Below are 18,231 nucleotides of genomic sequence, written 5' to 3' on the forward strand. Positions count from 1 at the left end.
TACTCGCCGACGTTCCACGCGTCGTGGTCTGTCGTCACGTCGGTCTCTTCGTCACTTTCGTAGCCGTCGAAGTCGGCGAATGTCCGCCCTTTCTCGTCGTCTCGGGCGTCACTCATCGTTCACTCCCGCCCGCGCCAGAATCGCTCCAGTCCGAGCGACAGCATATCGGGACTCACCGGTTGGAACTCCTCGCGCTCGGTCTCGGGGAAGTACGTCCGAACGCTGTCCCACGAGTCGCGGGCGTACCGCGAGTCCACCAGCACGCGGACGCCAACCTCCTCGGGGCCGCGGATGACCCGTCCGAGGGCTTGGCGTGCCTTCCGGACCGCCGGAACCGTGAGCGCGTACTGGAACCCGTCGCCGAACGCGCGCTCGTAGGCCGTCCTGACGGCCTTCGTCCGCGGACTCGCGGTGTTGATGATGGGGACGCCACAGACCACCGCGGCGCTGAGACGGTCGCCCTCGTAATCGACGCCCTCCGTGAGCGTGCCCCGAAGGCTGGTCACGAGGACTTTGCCCTCGCCGCCGAAGAACTCGGCTTTCAGGTCCTCGGTCACGTCGTCGGCGCTACTCTCGTCCAATAGGACCGGTTTCTCGACTGCGGAATCGTCGCGCAGGCGCTCGGCGGCCCACGTCGCTTCGGCGTAGTTTGGCATCCCGACGAGGACGTTCCCTGGCGTCTCGGTCGCCACCTCCCGAAGCGCGTCGGCGTACATCCGGCGGGTCTGGGTCTCCTCGCCCGGAGACCCCCGGTTGTCGTAGGTGAACTTCGGGGCGTCCACCGCGAAGCTCTCGCGGCGCTCCTCGGGGAAATTCAAGCCGTACGTCCGCTCTTCGACCGGACGGCCCTGCTCGGCGTCCAGATGATTCAGTCCCGTCACCTCCTCGAACACGTCGAGGGGTTCGAGCGTCGCGCTCATCAGGACGCCGCCGCCGAACTCCGCGAGCTGTTCGCCGATGGCGTCGCTGGGCACGCAGTTCTGCATGGCGAGGCTGGCGTTGTACGCGCGCCGCCACGAGGTGTCGGGTTCTTTTTCGTTCCACGTCCGTTCGAGTTCGATTTCCCGGAAGTAGTGTTCGTGGTCGTTGCGGTACCACTCGCCGAGGACTCGGCCCGCGGCGGGGGCGGCGCGCTCTTTCTCGTCGTCTTCGGCCTCGTTCAGGATGCGCGCGACGACCGACCCCACGGCTTCGGCCTTGACCCAGATACCGTCGTGATAGCCTTCCGATTCGGCCCACGCCGAGATTTCGTCCTCTCGGGGTTCGGTCGGGTCCCGGAGCGGAATCTCGTCGTCGGGCAGGTCGTGGAGGTTCGACTTCCAGCCTCGGTGTTCGCGTTCGAGGTGGGCCGTGACCCGGCGGTCCAGTTCCTCGCGCAACTCCCGGACGAAGTCGCGGGTCGCTTCGAGGTCCGAAAGGGACACGTCACTGTCTTCGAGTTCGCCGCGCACGAGGTCGGCGTCGGCGGCGGTGTGGGTCTCCTTGTCGCCGTCGAACTTGAGCGGTTGGATGACCCGCGTGAGTTCCGACTCGGCGTCTCGCAGGGTCTTGTCGCCCACCGCGTCGCTCACGAGGTCCCGGACGCGCGGTTCGAGCATGTGTGCCTCGTCGCAGACGACGAAGGTGGACGAATCGAGTAGTGCACCCGTGAACCCGCCGGTCGTCACGGGGTCGAAGGCGTGGTAGTAGTTGCCGACGACGACCTCCGCGTGGGGCAACATTGCGCCCATCATCGAGTGGGGACAGGTGCCGTGCTGGACCGACAGCGAGACCAGTTCCTCGGGGTCGATGAGACCCATACCGTCGAAGTCGAACGGGACCGCCTCCACGGGGTCGCCGTCCTCGGGCAACTCTTCGAGGAACTGCGCGTAGAACGGGCAGTATTCCACGTCGTCGTACTCGGGCATCTCGGGGGGATACGGCGTCGGCTCGTCGGCGGTCTCCAGATAGCTCGCCGCGGCCCGGCCCTGCGTCCCCGAGTCGGCCAGTCCGGTCTGCTGGCTCCGAGCGCGCGAGACGAGGCTCCGGGCGGTCGTCGCGCCGCCCTCGCCGGTAATCCCGCGGGTGTCCTCCCGGAGGGATTCGCACCGTTCGTAGACGTTGCCGTCGTCGATGCCGCCCGCGTTCTCGCGGTTGTAGGGGCACACGTCGGCCTTCCCGACGAGGGTCAGACTCGTCACGGGCTCGGCGTCGCTCGGCAGGTTCGAGTTGATGGTCCGCAGGTCCTCCTCGAACTGCCGGAGTTGCTGTTTGACGCTGGTGAGGACGACCACGCGCTCGTAGTGGCTCTCGGGGTCGCGGACGAGGTCGATTCCCGCGGTCAGCGCCAGCATGGTCTTGCCGGTCCCACAGGCACCCTCGACCACCGCGAACCCGCCTTCCTCGGCGGTGTCGATGGCGGTCTCGATGCCATCGACCTGCTCGTCGTACGGTTCGGCGTGGCCGAACACCTCGCGCCACGAATCGCTTGCGGTCACTGGACCGGGGTTGGTCGGCTTCGGGTTTGAACGTTTGGAATCGTGGAATTCGACTGTCAGAGCGACCGTCCGAGAACCGCGTTCTGTTGAGATTTCCGCTGTTCACCTCGGCGGACGCGGGTTGTCCGCCGGTGGATGAGGACCGCAACGGAGTGAGGACCGCAGTCGGTTGAAGAAGAGTGAGGCTGATGCGGTTGCGGTGCGGGACAGTCAACTTCGTGGCGTCGGCGATAGATTGCTGTGCGGTCGCGGTTCCGCAGTGCTGTCCGCCTATCGGGAGTCTCCCTATCGAGGACGCATCTCCGCCACCGCGAAGCGAGGATTTTTGACCGATGCCCGTCCACGTAGAGACATGACCGAGCCGCCGCTCGAAGTCGAGACTGTCCTCGTCCCCGTTGACGGGAGCGACGAGTCGGTCGAGGCCGTCGAGTACGCCGCCGCCGTCGCCGAGCAGTACGAGGCGTCCGTCCACGCGATGTACGTCCTCGGCGAAGAACTCGTTCGTGGCATCGAACACGGAGCCGTCGCCGAGGAGGACGTTCTCTCGGACACCGAGACGTTCATGGAGCAAGCTCGGGACCTCGCGGCCGAGTACGACGTGGCCGTCTCGACCTCGAACGTCTACGGCTTCTCGACCACCAGAAAGACCCAACACCCCGGAAGCGCGGTCCTCGACACCGCCGAGGAACTCGACGCCGACTTCCTCGTCATCCCGCGCGAACCACTGAGCGGCGAACCCGGCGAGGTGCTGGAGAAGGCCGCCGAGTACGTGTTGCTGTACGCGAGCCAGCCCGTGCTGTCCGTATAATATTTTTCACCGGGAGGTAGAAAAAGAACCCAGTGTTTTTCATCGACGTTTTGCCAGCGAGCGGAGCGTCGGCGCCGGAGGCTCAGACGCGACCGAGCGCAGCAAACGGTCGTCTCACAGCCGCAACACCATCTCTATCTCGAAGCTCTCGGTCCCGTTGGTCTCGAAGCCGACCGACTCGTAGAGGTTCACCGCGGCGTGGTTCCAGCGCTCGACGGTCAGCCAGACTTTCTCGACGCCCTCGGCCTGGCCGTGGCCCAGTAGCGCCCGGATGAGGTCCGACCCGATGCCCGCGCGCTGGTAGTCCTGATGGACGAAGATGGCCAGTTCCGAGGCGTCGTCGTCGGGAACCAGCGTGGCGTGGCCGACCGCTCGGTCCTCGTGCCACGCGACAACGTTCAGCCCCTCAAGCAGGTTCTCGAACCAGTCGCGGACCCGCGACTCGGTGGCTGGCGGGATGCCCTGCGCGCGGTCGGCGGGTTCGAAGTCGGCGTACATCTCCACGACCGCCTCGAAGTCCGCGTCCTCGTAGGGCCGAATCTCGATGCGTCGGTCCTTCCTGTCCTCGAACGACACCGGCGGCTCCGGGAACGAGTCGGCCTCGTCGTCGGGGTAGCTCCCGTCCTCCGGACTCATCGTACTAGCTTGACGCTAACAGGGGAGTTCAGCAGGACGAACTCCGCGATGTGTCCCAGTTTTATTTTCCCCATCGGACTGCGCTGGCCGCCGCCGAGGACGATCTGGTCGAACTCCTCGCGCTCGGCGAGGTCCACGAGTTGGCTTCCGGGGTCGCCCGAGAGGTGCCGGACTCCTGCCGTGAACGTCGTTCGCTCCAGCGTCTCGAACACTCTCTCCTCGATATCCTCGGTCTCGCGGTCACTTTCGGGATTTTCGAGGATGGCGACGACGAGGTCGTCACCGGCGGCCTGTGCGCGGCCGACCGTCTCTTCGAGCGCGCGAAACGAGTCGTCGCTTCCGCCGATTCCGAGCAGTACGTTCATATCTCCTCCAATCGGTCCCTGCATCAAAACAGTTACTGGTAGGCGCGAGACGCGGCTCGTCCGCCGAAATCCGTGTTAACGACCGCCAGACGATACGCTTTTCCACCTCCCACCGCTACCCCGACTCATGGCCGACGACCCATCGCGTCCACCCGAGAATGACGAACAGGACGCCGAGCGGTCCGACGACTCGCCGACCGAGGAGCGTGCGGATATCGATGATGAACCGGACGCCACTGCCGAGACCGAGTCCGCCGCCGAGGAAACCTCTCCCGAAGCGGACGCCGACGACGTGCCCCCGGAGGTGCGCAAGTACGAGCGGTTCAAGAAGGTCGATGGCGCGCAGTACGACCGGGTCAACGAGTTCCTGCGCGACCGGACGTACATCACCGCCCGCGAGTGGGCCATCGCCCGACTCTGCGCTGACTTCCGGACAGAGACCGGCGTCGAGATGACGAAAATCGGCGAGAATCTGCCGGAACTCGTCCCGTTCATGACCGACACCTACACCCCGCAAGCGGTCAATCAGGCCCGCTCGTCGTTCGAGGGGAAAGTCCGGCAGGCAGGTGCAACGTTCCTCTACGGCGCGATGTCGGGCTTTTTCACTGCGGAGGAATTGGACGACATGATGTACGAGGTGACGGAAGTCGCCAAGTTCCTTCTCGAAGTCGAGGGCGTCGATTTGTCCGTCGAAGAGGAGCTAGAGACCGAAGACCGAATCTCGGGCGTCATGCGCGAGGTCCGGTCGGCCAGCGAGCAGTTGCGCCACGACGAGATGGAGTGTCCTCACTGCGGCCACGAGATGGAGGCTTCGGGAGCCGAAACGGTCGATACTGCCGACGGCGACGACTGAGCAATACGGACATCTTCGCCCAACGTCCTCATTTTTCCTCGTGCTGGTAACTCCCGGCGACGACGAACCAGCGGTTGGCGTCGATGACAAGCCAGCGTTTGAAATCGAAGAGCGCCGCTCCGAGCGGTCCGCGGTCGGGTTGCTCGATAGTGTCGGTAATCTCGGTCGGCGAGTCGATGTCCGACCCTGTCATCCGGACAGCAGTGTTCGACAGCCTTCCGTATTGTTCCGTCGGCCAGCTTACTCGCCGGTGGCGGTCGGCCGCGCGAAGTTTTCTGGCTCTCGGTGGGTGAACTCGATTCGGTCGTTGGTCAGCGTCCTGACGTAGCTCCGCATCTCGCCCGCGCGCTCGGCGGCCGCGAGCATCGATTGGGCGCTCTCGGCGTCGTAGTAGGCGGGGTAGAGAACCGCGAGTTGCGCGTCGGGGTCCTCCATGGCGACCACGAGCAACACGAGACTGTCGGCCGTCGCTCGGAACGCCTCGTAACTGTCGAAGGAGATGCCGCCCTCCAGTAGCGATTCGAGTTCGCCGAACTCGTCGTCGGGCACCAACACGTCGATACCGAAATCGTCGTCTCCCTCGCCGTCGGGCACCAGCGGGGTCACGTCGCCGGGGTGGAGTTGAAGCGTCTCCCAGCCCTCTGCCTCGTACTCCTCGGCGGTCGCCTCCATGTCGGCGACGATGTCCTCCCAGAACTCGGCGGCGCGGAGGTGGGTGCCGGAGAGTTCGCTCACCTGTTCGAACGCCGCGGCGGGACTCTCCTCGGCGAGTGATTCGGGGTCCGCGCTCTCTCCGTCCGCGTCGGATGCTCCGGCGTCCCGTGACTCCTCGTGGTCCTCGGCGTCGTCGTTCATGGTTTCGAACGCGACGGTCCGCGGTAAAAATCTTGGTACTCGGGGACGTAACGCTACTCGTCGAGTCCCTGTGCGATGTCGGCCAGACTCTCGTCGGGCGACTCGGTGGCCTCGTAGAAGACTCGCTGGCCGGGTTCGCGCAGGCCGTACTTGAATCCTTCCTCGATAACGTCCACGAGGACCGACTGGCCGAACTCAACGTTCGTCCCGTCCAACCACGTCGAGAGGTGGTTCTCGCCGTCTTCCGGATTGCGAGCGAGCGTCGGCGACTCGTAGAGACCCCGAATCTCGCGGCCGTCGTCGGTCAGGGGCGACTCGATGCGGGCGCGATACTCGGTGTCGTCGGCGACGACCCGGACGAGTTCGCCGTCGGGGAACGACTCGACGGCGTCGCCCGGAATCTCGATTTTTGGGCGGTCCAGTCCGCCGCTTCGGACGAGAGTCGCGCGGACGGTCGTGAGCGAGGAGTGGTCGCTAGAGATGCGTTCGGCCATAACAGGTGTTGTACGGGTTTCGTGCGTAGATGCAAAAACGGCTCCGGTGGGACCGTCGCTACTCGTCGTCTTCGTCGCCGCCCTCGCCGAGGAGGTCCTCGACGGACTCCTCGCCGTACTCGCTGATTTTGACGTTGAGCTGTGCGGTGGCGTCGCTGACTTCGCCGCCGCGGACGGTCACGCGCTTGCGCTCGCCGTCGCGGGACGGCTCGTAGCCGACGCCGCCGTCGAGGAGAACTTCCTTGAGGTTCGGGCCGTCAACGTCGCCGCGCATCGGTCGCCCCGCGTCGTCGGAGCCGCCGGTAATCTCGACCGTGTAGCCGTCGAGACCGACCGCGCCGCCGTCGGCTTCCTCGCCGATGGATTTGCCGAGGAATCGGTTGGCGTCCTGTCCGTCCACGTCGTGCTGGTAGGTCGCCCCGGAGTCGGGGTCCGCGACGACGACCTGAAAGTCTGCCATACGGGTTGAAAAGAGGACGCTCCCTAAAAATACGTCGAAGTGCCACGGGACGAGGGCGACCGGCGGCGCGACTCTCTCGGTCGGCGAGTGAGCTTTTCAGTCGCCGCGCCGTACTCGGCCCATGCGAACTCGAACGACGGCGCTACTCGCCGGAGCGGGCGGACTCCTCGCGGCGTGGGTCGGCTGGGGAGCGTACAGTCGCCGGACCACCGAGCGCGTGCCCGCGGAGACCCTCGCCGAATTCGACGGCGTGGAACTCCGGCGCTACCCGCGCCTCGTCCTCGCCGAGACGGCGGCAGAGTCCGAGCGAGAGGCCTTCGGCCGCCTCTTTCGGTATCTCTCCGGCGAGAACGAGACCGGCGACGAGGTGGCGATGACCGCGCCCGTGGCGACGTGGGGAACGAAACTCCCGATGACCGCGCCGGTTCGAACGACCGGCGATGAGGGCGAGGTGACGATGGCGTTCTACCTCCCAGCCGACTACGGTCCCGGCGACGCGCCGGTCCCGACGAACCCCGCGGTCAGACTCGCGGTCGAACCGCCGCGGACACTCGCCGTCGCTCGATTCTCGTGGTACGCGACCGAGAGCAGGGTCGAAAAATACCGCGAGTCGCTGCTCGACGCGCTCGACGCTCGCGGCATCGAACCCCGGACTCGGCCGACCTTGCTCCAGTACGACGACCCGTGGACCCCGCCGTTCATGCGCCGCAACGAAGTCGCGGTAGAGGTGGACCACGAGACCGTGACGCGAGTCGGCGGGGCGGGGACCTGATTACTTCCCGATTAGCCCCTCGCCGATGTCGCCGTACGCGACGACCTGCCCGCCGTACTCGTCGGCGAAGGAGTCGGCGTCGGACTCCTCGGAGAACGGAATGAACTCCGGTCCCATCGCGCCCTCGACCTCGCTTTGGACGACGTACCGGAGGTCTTTCGCGCGGGCGAACGACGCCGGGTCGGTGTGCGAGGAGATGGTCGTCGTGCCGCCTTGCGAGGACACGTCGTACTCGACCGCCGAGTAGTCGGTGACGTAGGCGGCGTCGAGGGTCCAGCCCATCTGTTCGCGTTCGAGTTTGTACGGAAAGAAACACCGTTTCAGCGAGTCGAAGCGAGCAGGGTTGTCGTGGCCCTCGGGGTCGTTGCCGTCGTAGAATATCTGGCCGCTCGGGCCGGGGTGTTTCTCGACGACCATCCCGCACACGTCACAGTCGAGTCCTCCGGCGAGCGAGACCGCGGCCGGGACCTCGCCGTCGTCTCCCGTCAGCCCTCCGAGACACCCCGCGAGCGACGCCGTGACGCCGAGCGCGCTGGCCCGGAGTATCGTTCGCCGTCGCTGGTCGGTGTCGTGTCGGTCGCGGTGGTCGTCACGCTCGAACGCAGCGGAGTCGTCGTGGTCGCCAGCACACATACCCCTCCATTAATCTGGAAGCCCCAATACGTCTTCTCCAGTTCCCGGAAACTGAAAACGGGAAGAAGGGGGTAAAAGTGAGCGGTCCATACGCTTCCAACAGTACCCGCCCTGCGGAGGCCCGCAACGAGATGAATCCGAAACCACTCCTCGCGGTTCTGTTCGCCTTTCTGCTCGTAAGTAGCGCCTCGTTCGCGTTCGACGCTGGCGCTCGCCCGGAGCCGGTTCCGTTCGACGAAACCATCGACATGGGAATGACGGCCGCCGCGACCGTCGAGGCCCGAGAGCGCGGTATCGAGATTCCGCGGGCCGAAGTGTTCTACTCTCAGTATCGCTACGTCGTCGGCTATCACGGCGTCTCCTCGCTGGCCGACGAACTCGGCCGCGACGGCCACGCCCGGCAGTTCGGTTCCCCGATGGCCGTGTACGTGACCGACTACGCGAACGCGAAACCGACCGTCGGGAACGACGGACTCGTCCGGGTTTCCGACGCCCCCTCGACCCACGTCGATTGGGTGGCCGCGGACGACGCCTCCTTCGTCGTCGGCAGTCGAGCGCGAACGCCGTCGGGCGAGGCGGTCGTCCCGTTCTCCTCGCGGTCGGCCGCCGAATCGTTCGCCGAGGAGTACGGCGGCAAAATTCTCGACTGGGACGCCGTTCGCGCGACCGATTTCGGCACCGGGACCGCGACCCGCGAGTCGTTCCGGGAGTCGGTCCGCGAGCGCCACCGATGGGCCGACGAGCGCGTCGGAGCGGCCGACACGCTGCTCGACCGGCCGGTCTCGGTCGTGGTCGGCGAGGACGCTCCTACCGTCGCCAAAGCCGTCGAAGCGGCCCCGTCCAACACCACGGTCCGCGTCCCCGCGGGCACCTACGACGCGAACGTGACCATCGACAAGCCCCTGACGCTCCGCGGTGCCGGAAACGCGACCCACTTCCGGGGCGACGGCAACGGAACCGTCGTGACCGCGACGGCCGACGAGGTTGCGGTCGCCGACCTCCGAATTTCGGGCGTCGGCGGGACGCTCTCGGCCGAAAACGTCTCGACTGACCGGGCCAGCGAGTGGGACTATCAGGTTCAACTCGGGTACGGATACGGCGACGCAGGGGTGGCGCTCGACTCCGCGAACGAGTCGCTGGTCCGAAACGTCTCGGTCGAGACTCCGGCGAACGGCGTCGTCGTCCGCTGGAGTCCGGACGCGGTCGTCGAGAACGTGACCGTGAATGGGACCGACGAGTGGCGCGAGGGCTTCATGGGCGTCATGGTGATGCGCTCGCAGGTCGTCGTGCAGGACTCGACGCTCGTCGGCGGACGAGACGGCGTTTACGCCCACCTCGGCGACGGACTGGTCGTCCGAAACAACCGAATCGTCGGCAACGATGGGATGCGCTTTGGCGTCCACGAGATGTACACCTCGGACGCGCTCGTAGCGAACAACACCGTCACTGGCGCTGATATGGGCGTCGTCGTGATGACGCGCCCGACGGGGAATCTCATCGTCGGCAACGAGGTCCGGGACAGTTACTCGGGCGTCAACGTCGGCGGCCGGGCGTCCTACGTCGCAGAGAACGTGGTCGTGAACAACCACTTCGGTCTCGAAGCGCCCTCGAAGAGTTCCGTCTACGAGCGCAACGTCGTCGTCGGCAACGAGGTCGGCTTCCGGACACCGTCGCTCGCCCCGACGAACCGGGTCACGGCCAACGACTTCGCAGGCAACGACGAGTACGTCTCGGGGGCGCTCGGTCCGCTTCGAGTCTGGACCGCCGAGGGCAGGGGCAATTACTGGGCGGGCGCACCCGGCGCGGATACAGACGGCGACGGCGTGCTGGAGCGGTCGTTCCACCCGAGCGGCCCGGTCGATAGCCGCGTGGACGACGCCACCGGCGCGAAGACGCTGGCGGAGTCGCCAGCGCTCTCGGCGCTCCGGGCGCTACAGGGTCTCGTGCCGGGACTCCGGCCGACGGGCGTCGTGGACGAGGCACCGCTCGCAGAGCCGGTTCGCCCCGGCGCGCTCGCCGAGGCGGTGGACGCAACGGGTGTGAACGCGCCCGACGAGACAAATGCGAACGCGACCGACGAGATAGATGCGAACGCGACCGACGCCGGGGCGTCGGTCGCGTTCGCGGACGCCGCCGCGGAACACGGAGTCAGAGGTGAGCCATGACGGACGAACATCCATCGGCGCAGACCGACGGCGAACCGGGCGACGCGAGCAAATCGCGCGAATCCGCGGATACTGCGGATTCGCGCGACCGAGCGCCGGTCCTCGAAGTCGAGGACCTTGGCCACTCGTTTGGCGACGTGGCGGTCTTCTCGAACCTCGACTTCGCGCTCGATTCCGGGAGCGTCACCGCGCTGGTCGGCCCGAACGGTTCGGGAAAGACGACGCTCCTCCGGGCGCTCCTCGGCCTGCTGGACCCCGACGAGGGGCAGGTGTCGCTCGCGGCGCAAACGACTTCCGGCCGCCGAGTCGGCTACCTCCCGCAGAGTCCGGCTTTCCGGCCCGCGTTTACCGTCGAGGAGACGTTGCAGTTCTACGCCGACCTGCTCGACTCGGAGGTGGACGTGTCGGCCGTCCTCGACCGGGTGGGTCTGGGCGAGGTCCTCGACCGCCGGGTTGACGCCCTCTCCGGTGGAATGACCCGACTCCTCGGGGTCGGGCAGGCAATCTTGGGCGACCCCGCGCTGGTCGTGCTGGACGAACCGACCGGCGACTTGGACCCGCGGATGACCGAGTACGTCTTCGACGTGGTGGCTGACCTCGCCGACGACGGGATGGCGGTCCTGCTGGCGACCCACAACCTGACGGGGGCCGCCGAGGCCGACGACGTGCTCCTACTGGACCACGGCGACATGGTGGCGGAGGGGTCGCCCGCCGACCTTGTCGGCCGGACCGACGCCGACGACTTCCGGAGCGCGTTCCTCGAACTCACGGGCGGGGAACTCGGCCGCCGCGAACCCGCGGACGACGGGTCCTCGGCCGCACCGTCCGTCGGCGTCCCCAATCGGGGTGTGGACCGATGAACCGCCGTTCGCTCGACCGTCTGTTCGCGGTCGCGGGGAGAGAACTGACCACCGTGGCCCGGACGCGGGCGTTCCTCGCGCTCGGGGGAGGGTTCGCGCTCGTCGTCGCGGTGCTAGCGTGGGCCGCGGACGCGGTCGGCTACGTGCCGCTCGTGCTGGACCTGCTCACGCCCGTCGAGGTGCTGGTGCCCGCGCTGGCGCTGGCGTTCGGCTACCGGGCGGTGCTGGGCGACGCCGAGCGCGGCGAACTCGACGTGATTCGGACGTATCCGGTCTCGCGCGCGACGTTCGTTCTCGGTGTCTTCCTCGGCCGGGCGGCCGCGCTGTTGGTCGCGGTTATCGTGCCGCTGCTCGGGGCCGCGGTCCTCGTCCCGCTGTTCGGCGGAGTGGGTACGTCGGTCATCGCCTCCCACGCCGCGGCGGACTCGCCGCTGGTCTACCTGCGGTTCGTCGTCCTCGCGTCGGCGTTCGCGCTCGTGGTGATGGCCGCGGCGCTGGCTATTTCGGCGACCGCGGGGACGACCCGCGCGGGTCTCGTCGTCGCGGTGGCGCTCGGCGTCGCGCTCGTCGTCGGTTTCGACGCGGGCATCGTCGCGGGACTCGCGGGCGGCGTGATTCCCGAGTCCGGACTCGAACTCCTCGTCGCGCTGAGTCCCAACAGCGCGTTCCGAGGACTCGTGCTGGAGAGCGTCGTCGGCGGTCTCGCGTCAGGTGCGCCCGCCGCCTCGCCGCTCGCCAGCGTCTTCGGACTTCTCGCGTGGCTGGTCGGGGCGCTATCTGTCGCCGTCCTCACGGTGTGGTCGGGACCGCGTCGGTAGCCGCGAGCCTGCTCTCTCGGGCTACGAGAACTCGCCGAGCGTGCTGTTGACTCGATAGGTCTCGCCCTCTCGCTCCCCATCGCTCCCGTCGGGCGCGACCTTCCGGACCCATGCAGTGTAGCTGTCGGGCAACTCGTCCAAATCGACGCGAATCTTCAGGACGGTCGTCTCGCGGGCCTTGGCTCGCATTGCCTCGCGCTGGCTTCGCTCGAACGACCCGTCGCCGCTCTTGACCTCGCAGACGTACTCGGTCAGGACCGGCCGGTCCGGGCCGAGCCGAACCACCGCGCGGCAGTCCGGTTCCCACCGCCTGCCGGACCCGACGGTCACCGGGTCGGGGTCGGTGTCGAGTTCGACGCGCACGTCCTCGGCGCTCGCGGTCGTTTCGGCGTCGTCCGCGCCGCTCTCGCCGTCGGTCGTGTCGAGGTCCGCATCGACGCGGGCGAAGTGGGTCAACAGCGGCGGGTTCACCTCGGGCGTCAACACGAGAGCCTCGCCGAGCGCGCCGTACTGGTTGGCCTCGGTGTCGAAGGTCAGCCCCTCGGTCGGCGACCCGTCCGGGGCTTGGCGGCGGCGCTGTGGCCACCCGACGAGGTAGCCGTCCACGTCGTCGGGGTCTTGGGGCGCGGCGCGCTGGACCTTGACGACCGACTCGCCCTCGGCGGAGAGTTCTCTGGCCCGCCGGTGGGCCTCGGTTTCGGACTCGAAGGTCACGCGGTCGCCCTCGATGGTCACCAGTCGTCGGGCGGGTTCGTTGGCCTCCCGCGCGCTCTCCTTGACGGCGACGGTGAACTGCTCGGCGTCGAAGGTCATTACCGGGAGTGTGGTCGGGCGCGGTATTTAAACACGAAGGAAAAACAAACCGATGACACTAATAATAAATAGAGGTAGTAATTGACCACTAGTGTGATACGAAAGGAATAAAAGAGGGAAGATTCATATGTGGATCATGGTAGAAAATATAAAAAGTTTAGATAATACTTTAAAACGTCTTACTGCAATAATTGTATTAATACAGACTATAAATACTCTTATGATTGCTATCGAAAATCCACCGACTATTTTATACAATATACATTTGATTATTGGTGGCTTAAGTATAACTTATTTATTCCTAAGCTATACTTCTAACAAAGAATGAATTTTTTGTCGGGTTTGCTTAGTACCGATCTACTTCGACTTCGTTATTCGGCTTGACAATATGATCGACCTTCTTCTCCCAACTATAACTTCCTATTCCTACACCCACTCCGATGGGAGTTGAGTCGTAGGTGAAGTTTAGCCCAGTAACATCTGCTGTTGACCACGTGTGTGTATAAGAGCCATATAGTGTATGGCTCCGGTTATCATCCTGTCGCCAGACGCTCATGTGAGCTGAACCGGAGGTAGTGGTAGTTATATCTTCCATTGCTGGATTATTAGGATCGTCGTAAATCACACCAATCCCGTTTCCAGCCTTATTATCTATTTGAGCACCTTTCGAGCATGCGCAGTCTACGTTTGAGTCCCAATCAGGAGAAACCCAAGCGTCCCCACTCTTGTGGTCCCAATCATCAGTTGAGAAACTCAACTGAATCCCGTCATGGGGGCGGTTATCCTCAAATTGTCCCTCTCCTGCATCGCCACCATCGCCTAATTCCCAATCAAGGGAAGTTCCCCACAGGTCGGTGTCACTATTTTTATGATAGGTAGACCGTGAGACCGTTGATGAGGATTTATCCCATTCGTCGGTAGGTTGGACTAGTGTTTGTCCACCTTGGACGGGGACCGTTACCGACTTAGCTTCTCCCGTTTCTGAGTTATAATCTACTAATTTCTTTGTGCAGGCGTTGCTAATCCCGTATTCATCTAATATCTTACTTACTTGTTCAATTTTATTATTCCGAATCAAATTCTCGATTTTGGCATCAATTCCTTCACTCTGAGTCGTTGGATGAGTAGTTGTATCCGCTGCTCCGACAACTTGCGTTGCTCCGACGGAAGTACACGCTACACCTGAAATCTTCACGAACATTCTTCGGCTATATTTTTTCGACATCGCATCTAATCATATCTCCCGGCAATAAATAAATGTTAGTAAATCTTCCTTTTAGAAACACTTATTTATATGTGAAATCTGTGAGTTTGATAAGAATCTAGAACGGATAGTCGCGCTTCTCGGTCTGCGTCGAAATCCACTTGGTCTGTGTGAGTTCGTGGAGAATCTCCTCGCCGTCGTAGCTACCGATGCCCGAGGCCTTCATGCCGCCGAACGGAACCGACGGCTCCTCGTTGACCGGCTGGTCGTTGACGTGGACCATGCCCGCGTCGATCTGCTCGGCGATGGATTTGGCGTGGTCAAGGTCGCCGCCGTGAATCGCGGCCGCGAGACCGTGTTCGGTGTCGTTTGCCATCTCGATGGCCTCGTCCTCGTCCGAGAACGGAATCACGGGCGCGACCGGGCCGAAGTGTTCGTTGCAGGCCGCGGCCATGTCGTTGGTCGCGTCCGAGAGGACCGTCGGCTCCACGAAGAGGTCGTCGTGGTCGCCGCCGGTTTCGAGGGTCGCGCCTTGCTCGACGGTCTGTTCGACGTAGTCGAGAATCTGGTCGCGCTGGCCCTCGTCGATGACGGGACCGACGACGTTCTCGCGCTCGCGGGGGTCGCCGATGGGGAGTTGTGCGGCGCGCTCGGCCAACTGCTCGACGTACTCGTCGTAGAGCGATTCGTGAACCAGATGGCGGTTGATGGAGATGCAAATCTGGCCCTGATGGAGGAACGACCCGAAGACGGCCGAATCGACCGCGGCGTCAACGTCCGCGTCCTCGGTCACGACGAAGGGGTTGTTGCCGCCCAACTCCATCGCGGGGAGCGCAAGGTTCTCGGCGGCTTGGGCCGCGACGTGCTTGCCGACCTCCGTCGAACCAGTGAACGCCATTACGTCGAGTTCCGGGTGTCCGGCCACGCGGTCGCCGATTTCCGAGCCGTGGCCCGTCACGACGTTCAGCACGCCGTCGGGGACTCCGGCCTCCTCGAAGATGCGCGCGAGGATCAGGCCGCCCGTAACCGGCGTCGAGGAGGCGGGCTTGAGAACGACCGCGTTACCCGTCGCCAGCGCGGGCGCGACCGCCCGCATCGAGAGATTGAACGGGAAGTTCCACGGCGAGATGATGCCGACGACGCCCTCGGGAACGCGTTGGACCTCGTTTTCCTTGCCGGGAATCATCGAGTCGGAGGTCTCGACCTCGTCCATCTTTCCGGCGAGTCCCTTGGCATGGTGACACATCCCTTGGGCGGTCTGCCACTCGGCGAACGCCTTGGCGTTGGCGCTGCCGGATTCAACCGCCAGCGTCTCCAGAATGTCGTCGCGTCGGTCGTCCAGAATCTCGATGGCGTCCTCGATTACGGACACGCGCTCGTCTACCGACCGCTCGCTCCACGAGTCTTGGGCCTCGGCGGCGGCCTCGTAGGCCCGGTCAACGTCCTCCTCGGTGGCGGCCGGTACTTCCGTCACCTGCTCGCGGGTCGCCGGATTCTCGACCGCGATGGTCTCGCCGTCGCTTGCCTTGACCCACTCGCCGTCGAGGTACAGTCCGTTCCAGTCACCGTCGATAGTGAACGTTTGGTCCGTCACGGTTCCCAATTGGAGTTCGAGCCAGAAAATACAGTCGGTAGCGTCCGATTTGGTCCCGACCGCTCGGCCGGATCATCCGCGACCGACCTCGTCACAGATATTTTGTACCCTCGCTACCACGTACCACTCGCAGCCGTCTTCGAGGCACTTCGAGATGAAACCGAGGTTCGATACGCTTGACGAGGGAGTCGGATTCGAGGTCGTAGACCCCATCGAGACCCGCAGGTTCACCTTTTCGACGCCCGACCCGGTCGAGTTGCTACCCGCCGATCCGGACTCCTTTCGATTTCCCGTCAGCTCTGCCTGTCGCGTCGAGACGAGCGAGTTGTCACTCCCCTACCCCGTCTTGATGTACGTCCGGAACGCCGAGGGCGAACTTCTCTCCGACCTCACTCACGACGCGTCCGCCGAATTTCCACCCGACCGCTACCGAATCGAGTTGAACACGCCGGTCAAACTCTACATCGAAGTCGATGCCGGGATTCGAATCGATTCGGATACCGACTCGATGCGAATCGAATTCGACCGCGAGACCACGGTCTCGGTCGGCGCGCGGTCGTTCCACAAGTCACCGGCGGCGACGGTGACGACGACCGACGACCCCCGCGACGTGATGCGCGCCGTCTCGACGCTCGGGTCGGCGCTCAAGACGACCACTTGCGAGCGGTCGTGGCCGACGCTCCGTGGGTATCCGCCCCGCATCGAGCGCGGCGACGAACTCGACGTGCCGGACGGACTCGACGTGCCGGACACGGGAGTGACAGTCGAGGTACCGCCGGAGTACGACGCCATCTACTCGGCCGCGCCGCTGACCTATTATTTCGGGGGCGACCTCGTGGCTGGCGAGACGCCTCGCCTGACGGTCGGCGGTTTCGAGCGGCGTTTCGACGACGGCGACGGATTCGAGGACGACGTGGTTCGGACGCTGAAGCAGGCGTTCTTCCTCGATTGCATCACTCGGACTGAAGGGTACTACCCCATCGAACTCGCCGACCGAAACGAACTCGAATCGCTGGTGGACCTCGACTTCGCGGCGCTGTACGACGCGCCGCTGGACGAACAACTCTCGGCGTACTTCTCGGTCCCCTACTCGACGGTGGCGGAGGCGATGCCGTCGTGGCACCGCGTCACCTACGTCCGTCCGGACCCGGAGAACGTCGAGACGCTGCCGTATCTGGTCAACGACCTCTCGATTCTCCGGTCTCCGCCCCGCCCGACCTACGACGAGACCGACGAGATGCGCGAGACGCGCAACGCCATCGGGGACTTTCACCGAACCTCGCCGTCCGAGCGGACAAGCGTGAGAAGCCCGACCGAGCGGGACACGTCGGCGCGCCGCGGTGTCCCGCCTATCGACTCGTACGTCCGGATGCCCGACAAAGACGACGCGCTCGAAGTCGCGTGGGTCGGTGACGGAACACCGATTCGCGGGACGAAGGTCCTCCCCGAGGCGTTCGAGTGTGACTCCGTCGAGACGAACGACGACGCCATCGAGATTACGGTCGTCTGCAACGACGAGCAGATGCGCGAGGAGTGGGACGCCGTCGCGGAGGTGTACGGTCCCCGCGAGACCATCTCGTTCGACCCGAGCGTTCACTTCGACGTGACGACCGACGAACTCCGAGACCTGTTGCAGACTCGGACCGACCTCTTTCACTACGTCGGACACATCAACGGCCAAGGGTTCGAGTGTTCGGACGGTGTACTCGACGCGCGCGACCTGACCGAGGTCGGGATGCGTGCGTTTCTGCTCAACGCCTGTCGGTCGCACAATCAGGGCGTCGCGCTGGTTGAGGCCGGGTGTCACGGCGGTATTGTGAGTCTCGGTAACGTCGGAAATCCCGCCGCGGTCGAACTCGGTGAGACGCTGGCGAAACTGTTCCAAGCGGGATTCAGTATCGGAAGTGCGCTCGAAATCACGCGCGAATCCACCTTCGTCGCCACTCGATACATCGCGGTCGGCGACCCCGGATTCACGCTGGCCCAGAGCGACGATTTCGTACCGCTAATGTATTTAATCGAGTCTGACTGTGATGGTCCGCTCTCGCTAACCGGGTATGCGTATCCGACTCGGGATCACAGTCTCGGGAGCATCTCGAAGACGTATCTCGATGACGGGCCTCATTTCCTTTCCACAGGCCCGTATCACTTCGAAACGACGAGCGACCGTATCGCCGACCTTCGCAGTGACCAACCGTACTCGCCACTGATAGTCGATGATGACTTGCTGTTAGTCCACGAGTGGTTGGAAGAAGAATGATTTACGGACCGCTTCCTCCGACACCCCCGCCTGCGAGAACCTGCCCCGTTTCCGCGAGGAGTAAAACGAGCAACCACGCGAGGTGTACCGCTGTTTTGCTATCTGTTATCTTCTCGACCGCACCTCTGATAACGGACATGTAACAAACAACCAATACGGTATGT

The 18,231-nt window shown here is 64.5% G+C and carries 18 protein-coding genes; 7 read left to right on the top strand and 11 right to left on the bottom strand.

Features of this window, described 5'->3' with window-relative positions:
• Positions 1-119: 119 nt before the first annotated feature.
• Positions 120-2,477, bottom strand: coding sequence for an ATP-dependent DNA helicase (locus EP007_RS07970; protein WP_128477150.1), 2,358 nt, complete (start codon positions 2,475-2,477; stop codon positions 120-122).
• Between the two features lie 352 nt (positions 2,478-2,829).
• On the opposite strand from EP007_RS07970, the gene EP007_RS07975 reads away from it, so the two are divergent.
• Positions 2,830-3,285: a universal stress protein gene (locus tag EP007_RS07975; RefSeq protein ID WP_128477151.1), complete on the top strand. Its 456-nt coding sequence runs from the start codon at positions 2,830-2,832 to the stop codon at positions 3,283-3,285.
• A 114-nt stretch (positions 3,286-3,399) separates the two neighbouring features.
• On the opposite strand, the gene EP007_RS07980 is transcribed toward EP007_RS07975, so the two are convergent.
• Positions 3,400-3,921, bottom strand: a complete 522-nt coding sequence (locus EP007_RS07980; RefSeq protein ID WP_128477152.1) for a GNAT family N-acetyltransferase — start codon at positions 3,919-3,921, stop codon at positions 3,400-3,402.
• Entirely contained in the window at positions 3,918-4,286 is a 369-nt protein-coding gene (locus EP007_RS07985) for a universal stress protein (RefSeq protein WP_128477153.1), read from the bottom strand. Before EP007_RS07985 ends, EP007_RS07980 begins: the two co-directional genes overlap by 4 nt.
• 127 nt (positions 4,287-4,413) lie before the next feature.
• Between EP007_RS07985 and EP007_RS07990 the strand changes: the two genes are divergently transcribed.
• The gene (locus EP007_RS07990) at positions 4,414-5,139 is read left to right on the top strand and encodes a DUF5806 family protein (RefSeq protein WP_128477154.1); all 726 of its coding nucleotides are present in this window, start codon (positions 4,414-4,416) and stop codon (positions 5,137-5,139) included.
• A 28-nt stretch (positions 5,140-5,167) separates the two neighbouring features.
• Here EP007_RS07990 and EP007_RS17395 read toward each other — a convergent pair whose 3' ends face one another.
• Genes EP007_RS17395 through EP007_RS08005 form a run of 4 tightly spaced genes read right to left on the bottom strand, consistent with a single transcriptional unit; the run spans position 5,168 to position 6,948 of the window.
• Positions 5,168-5,332 carry a hypothetical protein gene (locus tag EP007_RS17395; RefSeq protein ID WP_166035487.1) on the bottom strand — a complete coding sequence of 55 codons (165 nt, stop codon included), beginning with the start codon at positions 5,330-5,332 and terminating at the stop codon, positions 5,168-5,170.
• A gap of 47 nt (positions 5,333-5,379) precedes the next feature.
• Positions 5,380-5,994: a DUF7529 family protein gene (locus EP007_RS07995; RefSeq protein WP_243700349.1), complete on the bottom strand. Its 615-nt coding sequence runs from the start codon at positions 5,992-5,994 to the stop codon at positions 5,380-5,382.
• Positions 5,995-6,047: 53 nt separating this feature from the next.
• Complete coding sequence (locus tag EP007_RS08000; protein WP_128477155.1) at positions 6,048-6,488, bottom strand: DUF7112 family protein; 441 nt, start codon at positions 6,486-6,488, stop codon at positions 6,048-6,050.
• Between the two features lie 58 nt (positions 6,489-6,546).
• Positions 6,547-6,948: a 30S ribosomal protein S6e gene (locus EP007_RS08005; protein WP_128477156.1), complete on the bottom strand. Its 402-nt coding sequence runs from the start codon at positions 6,946-6,948 to the stop codon at positions 6,547-6,549.
• A 121-nt stretch (positions 6,949-7,069) separates the two neighbouring features.
• Here EP007_RS08005 and EP007_RS08010 point away from each other — a divergent pair, with 121 nt between their 5' ends.
• Entirely contained in the window at positions 7,070-7,720 is a 651-nt protein-coding gene (locus EP007_RS08010; protein ID WP_128477157.1) for an SOUL family heme-binding protein, read from the top strand.
• Here EP007_RS08010 and EP007_RS08015 read toward each other — a convergent pair whose 3' ends face one another.
• Positions 7,721-8,353, bottom strand: a complete 633-nt coding sequence (locus EP007_RS08015) for a nitrous oxide reductase accessory protein NosL (RefSeq protein WP_128477158.1) — start codon at positions 8,351-8,353, stop codon at positions 7,721-7,723.
• 131 nt (positions 8,354-8,484) lie between these two features.
• On the opposite strand from EP007_RS08015, the gene EP007_RS08020 reads away from it, so the two are divergent.
• From EP007_RS08020 to EP007_RS08030, 3 genes are read left to right on the top strand one after another with little or no spacing between them, the layout of a single operon-like run.
• Complete coding sequence (locus EP007_RS08020) at positions 8,485-10,518, top strand: NosD domain-containing protein (RefSeq protein ID WP_128477159.1); 2,034 nt, start codon at positions 8,485-8,487, stop codon at positions 10,516-10,518.
• A complete protein-coding gene (locus tag EP007_RS08025; RefSeq protein WP_128477160.1) occupies positions 10,515-11,378 on the top strand; it encodes an ABC transporter ATP-binding protein in 864 nt (287 codons plus the stop codon). Before EP007_RS08020 ends, EP007_RS08025 begins: the two co-directional genes overlap by 4 nt.
• Complete coding sequence (locus tag EP007_RS08030; protein ID WP_128477161.1) at positions 11,375-12,196, top strand: ABC transporter permease; 822 nt, start codon at positions 11,375-11,377, stop codon at positions 12,194-12,196. The genes EP007_RS08025 and EP007_RS08030 overlap by 4 nt, the downstream gene beginning before the upstream one ends.
• Positions 12,197-12,217: 21 nt before the next feature.
• Here EP007_RS08030 and EP007_RS08035 read toward each other — a convergent pair whose 3' ends face one another.
• The 3 genes from EP007_RS08035 to EP007_RS08045 all read right to left on the bottom strand — a co-directional run bounded on the left by EP007_RS08035 (position 12,218) and on the right by EP007_RS08045 (position 15,807).
• Positions 12,218-13,009: a hypothetical protein gene (locus EP007_RS08035; RefSeq protein ID WP_128477162.1), complete on the bottom strand. Its 792-nt coding sequence runs from the start codon at positions 13,007-13,009 to the stop codon at positions 12,218-12,220.
• 346 nt (positions 13,010-13,355) lie between these two features.
• Positions 13,356-14,234 carry a hypothetical protein gene (locus tag EP007_RS08040; RefSeq protein WP_128477163.1) on the bottom strand — a complete coding sequence of 293 codons (879 nt, stop codon included), beginning with the start codon at positions 14,232-14,234 and terminating at the stop codon, positions 13,356-13,358.
• A gap of 97 nt (positions 14,235-14,331) precedes the next feature.
• On the bottom strand, positions 14,332-15,807 hold the full coding sequence (locus EP007_RS08045) for an aldehyde dehydrogenase family protein (protein ID WP_128477164.1): 1,476 nt from the start codon (positions 15,805-15,807) through the stop codon (positions 14,332-14,334).
• A gap of 154 nt (positions 15,808-15,961) precedes the next feature.
• On the opposite strand from EP007_RS08045, the gene EP007_RS08050 reads away from it, so the two are divergent.
• Entirely contained in the window at positions 15,962-18,067 is a 2,106-nt protein-coding gene (locus EP007_RS08050; RefSeq protein WP_128477165.1) for a CHAT domain-containing protein, read from the top strand.
• Positions 18,068-18,231 lie beyond the last annotated feature (164 nt).

The sequence above is a fragment of the Halorussus pelagicus genome (assembly GCF_004087835.1).
Classification (GTDB): Archaea; Halobacteriota; Halobacteria; order Halobacteriales; family Haladaptataceae; genus Halorussus; species Halorussus pelagicus.

Coding starts and splice junctions, on each gene's coding strand:
- EP007_RS07975 (WP_128477151.1), top strand. CDS start 2,830: ATGACCGAGCCGCCGCTCGAAGTCGAGACTGTCCTCGTCCCCGTTGAC.
- EP007_RS07980 (WP_128477152.1), bottom strand. CDS start 3,921: ATGAGTCCGGAGGACGGGAGCTACCCCGACGACGAGGCCGACTCGTTC.
- EP007_RS07985 (WP_128477153.1), bottom strand. CDS start 4,286: ATGAACGTACTGCTCGGAATCGGCGGAAGCGACGACTCGTTTCGCGCG.
- EP007_RS07990 (WP_128477154.1), top strand. CDS start 4,414: ATGGCCGACGACCCATCGCGTCCACCCGAGAATGACGAACAGGACGCC.
- EP007_RS17395 (WP_166035487.1), bottom strand. CDS start 5,332: ATGACAGGGTCGGACATCGACTCGCCGACCGAGATTACCGACACTATC.
- EP007_RS07995 (WP_243700349.1), bottom strand. CDS start 5,994: ATGAACGACGACGCCGAGGACCACGAGGAGTCACGGGACGCCGGAGCA.
- EP007_RS08000 (WP_128477155.1), bottom strand. CDS start 6,488: ATGGCCGAACGCATCTCTAGCGACCACTCCTCGCTCACGACCGTCCGC.
- EP007_RS08005 (WP_128477156.1), bottom strand. CDS start 6,948: ATGGCAGACTTTCAGGTCGTCGTCGCGGACCCCGACTCCGGGGCGACC.
- EP007_RS08010 (WP_128477157.1), top strand. CDS start 7,070: ATGCGAACTCGAACGACGGCGCTACTCGCCGGAGCGGGCGGACTCCTC.
- EP007_RS08015 (WP_128477158.1), bottom strand. CDS start 8,353: ATGTGTGCTGGCGACCACGACGACTCCGCTGCGTTCGAGCGTGACGAC.
- EP007_RS08020 (WP_128477159.1), top strand. CDS start 8,485: ATGAATCCGAAACCACTCCTCGCGGTTCTGTTCGCCTTTCTGCTCGTA.
- EP007_RS08025 (WP_128477160.1), top strand. CDS start 10,515: ATGACGGACGAACATCCATCGGCGCAGACCGACGGCGAACCGGGCGAC.
- EP007_RS08030 (WP_128477161.1), top strand. CDS start 11,375: ATGAACCGCCGTTCGCTCGACCGTCTGTTCGCGGTCGCGGGGAGAGAA.
- EP007_RS08035 (WP_128477162.1), bottom strand. CDS start 13,009: ATGACCTTCGACGCCGAGCAGTTCACCGTCGCCGTCAAGGAGAGCGCG.
- EP007_RS08040 (WP_128477163.1), bottom strand. CDS start 14,234: ATGTCGAAAAAATATAGCCGAAGAATGTTCGTGAAGATTTCAGGTGTA.
- EP007_RS08050 (WP_128477165.1), top strand. CDS start 15,962: ATGAAACCGAGGTTCGATACGCTTGACGAGGGAGTCGGATTCGAGGTC.